At 72.9% G+C, this 2,839-nt stretch carries 2 protein-coding genes; one reads left to right on the plus strand and one right to left on the minus strand.

The features are described from left to right. The first annotated feature begins 632 nt into the window (after window positions 1-632). Window positions 633-890: a hypothetical protein gene (locus ACFV0G_RS37925; RefSeq protein WP_380557962.1), complete on the plus strand. Its 258-nt coding sequence runs from the start codon at window positions 633-635 to the stop codon at window positions 888-890. A 383-nt stretch (window positions 891-1,273) separates the two neighbouring features. On the opposite strand, the gene ACFV0G_RS37930 is transcribed toward ACFV0G_RS37925, so the two are convergent. Further along, window positions 1,274-2,740: an aminotransferase class I/II-fold pyridoxal phosphate-dependent enzyme gene (locus ACFV0G_RS37930; protein WP_380557965.1), complete on the minus strand. Its 1,467-nt coding sequence runs from the start codon at window positions 2,738-2,740 to the stop codon at window positions 1,274-1,276. Between the last annotated feature and the right edge of the window lie 99 nt (window positions 2,741-2,839).

Genomic DNA, 2,839 nt, shown 5'->3' on the forward strand with positions numbered 1-2,839 from the left:
GGCCACGTCGATCGACTCCTGCACAGCACTCATCGCACGTCACTCGCTTCCACATCGGCTTCGGCGGTCCCAGACCGCCTGCCCCGGCGCCGGACGCGCATGCGGGGCCGCCACCGATTCCGTCCCGACGAAGCACCCGCAGCAACCGCCACGACCCGGCCACCGACCCCCGGACGAACGGGCCGGCCCCGAAGTGCCACGGCACACCCCCTGCCAGGCCCGTCGGCTCCGATGGCGCATCCGGGTGCAACGCGGTCATGCGCGAGGCCCCGTGCGCCGCAGGCTGCCGGGACCGCCCGTGATTGAGGAGGCGGGCGGTGGACAGCCGCCCCCAGGGCCACAGCGGGTGCCTCCGGGACGAAGCCGAGGCAGTGACCATGACCGAGCGTCACGCGAAGACGCATCCGTCGACGGAGGAAGGCGAAGCCAGCCGGATGAAGGGTCCCCACCACGGGTGGTCCGGGGACATGCGGCCGCCCTCGGGCATCGCCCTCCGCCCCGGCGACCGGCCGCCGCGCCTTGGCGTACCCCCCGCCGCCCGCGCGTTCGTGCCGCGCCCGTGACGGCGTTCCATCGGCACGTGGCGGACGGCCGCGGGTGCGACGGAATGCGGCAGCACGCATCGTGGAGGCATGCCGAACCACCATCTTGATGCCGAGCAGTTCAAGCCGAACGTGCGCCTCCTCACCGTCGGGGCTGCCCTGGCCGGCGTCGGGGCCTTCCTGAGCTTCACAGGGGCGGCGCTGGTCGCCACCGCCCTCGCCACCGCCGGACGCCGGATCGTCACCGCCTGGGAAACCCACCCCGTGGAGATGGCCTCTCGCACCGCTCGTCAGGCGATGTCTGCATCCAGCGCTGCCCGCGACGCCTGGCGCTTCAACGCCTCCTGAACCAGCGCTCCCGCCGGCCTGAAGGATCTGACCCGCAGCCGTGCATGCGCCCCGAGTGGGTCGGCCGGTTTCTCGTCGGCGAGGACCGGGTCGCTGTCGCGCAGCTCGACGCGGAACGGCTGGCGGTAGGTGGGGAGCGAGGCAGCCATCTGGGCCGGGGCCGGGGGCGGTGGGCGACCTCGGCCCGGCACACTGCTCTCCGGGCCATCCACACTCCCCTCCGGGCAGCAGAAATCCATCTCGGTCGAGGAGTGCCGGACAGGGACGGAGGCCAGCCATGTCTCCGCCATCGCGCGGCGCACCGGCGGCGACCGCACCGCACCTCGCGCGAGCGGGCGACGCTCCTGCCAGGACGGCGTGAACCTGCCGCCCAGACAGCAGGTTCAGTCCTCGATGACGACGCGGACGGTCGCCAGATCCGTGCGGGCCGCGTCCGGAAGGACCATGCCGGCCCGGACACCGGTGGCGAGATAGTCGATGACCGCGCGGTCGAAGCGTTCGCCTGGCACGACGGCGGGGACGCCGGGCGGATAGGGAGTGATCATCTCGGCGGCGATCCGGCCGTCGGCCTTCGCCAGCTCGACCTGCTCGGTGCGGCCGAAGAAGGCGTCCCGGGGCAGAACCACTTGCTCCAGGCGCAGCCGCGCCGGCGACGGAACGTGTACCGGAGCCGCAGGCTTCAGGGCGGCGCCATGCGCCACCAGGTCGATCAGGGCGTGGTGCAGCGCGTCGGCGGTGGTGCTGTCGTCCGCGTGGGTGAGCTGGGCGCTGATCCGGCGGTGGTCGCTGACGTGGAGATTGATCTGGTGGTGGCTGCGCAGCCAGTCGGCGGCCCGGTAGCCGGTGGTGCCGAGGGCGGAGATGTCGATGATGATCTGCAGCGGGTCGAAGTCGGCGGCGAGCAGCGGTCCGCAGAAGTCGTCGCGGCCGTGGACGTGGAGGCCGTCGACGGCGTCGATCCGGCGGCGCAGGTCGTGGGCGAGGGCGAGCGCACCCTCGAAGAGGTCGCGTCCGTGCTGCACCATCTGTCGGCGCCAGCCGTCGAGGGCCGCGTAGATCAGCACGGAGGGACTCGTCGTACCGAGAAGGTCCTCGCACTGCTTGAGCGCGATGGGATCGACCAGGTCGCCCTGCTGGTGGAAGACGGAGCTCTGTTCGAGTGCGGAGCCCATCTTGTGGACGGACGTCACGCAGACATCGGCGCCCGCGTCCATCGCCCAGGTCGGCAGGTCGGGGTGGAAGGGCAGGTGGGCGCCCCAGGCCTCGTCCACGATCAGCGGCTTGCCGCGGCGGTGACAGACCTCGGCGATGGCCCGCAGGTCCGCGCAGGTCCCGTACGGCGTCGGGCTGGTGACCAGGGCACCCGCCGCGTCGGGATGCTCGCGCAGCGCCTGCTCGAACGCATCGGCGCCGGGCGGGTGGGCCACATGCCGCTCGGCGTCCCACCGTGGGTCGATCCAGATCGGCCGGATGCCGGCCACGATCAGGCCCGCCACCACCGATTTGTGGGCATCCCGGCTGACCAGCAGTTTCTCGTGCGGGCCGGCGACCGCGAGCATCGCCGCCTTCACCGACAGGGAGCTGCCGCAGGTCGACAGGAAGGTGTGGTCGGCCCCGACCGCCTCGGCCATGAGCCGCTGCGCGTGGTCGACCCAGCCGTGCGAGGAGGACCGGTCGTCGAGCCCGGCGGTCGCCAGCACGTCCGATGCGAAGACCCCCGCGCCCATGACGGCCAACACGCGGGGATCGACGCCGCGGCCCTGCTTGTGCCCGGGCGGTGTGAAGGGGGTCTGCGTGTTCGTCTGATAGGTGGCGAGCGCTTCCAGCACGGGTGCCTGTGACTGGTCCATGCCCGGCGGGCGGGCGCAGGGGGCGCCCCCGGAAGAGAACGGGGCCGGCGGGCGGACGCCCCGCGGGGTTGGGCTCGGCGCCCCCGGTTGCCCGGTTGG

It is taken from the genome of Kitasatospora sp. NPDC059571, assembly GCF_042735675.1.
GTDB lineage: Bacteria > Actinomycetota > Actinomycetes > Streptomycetales > Streptomycetaceae > Kitasatospora.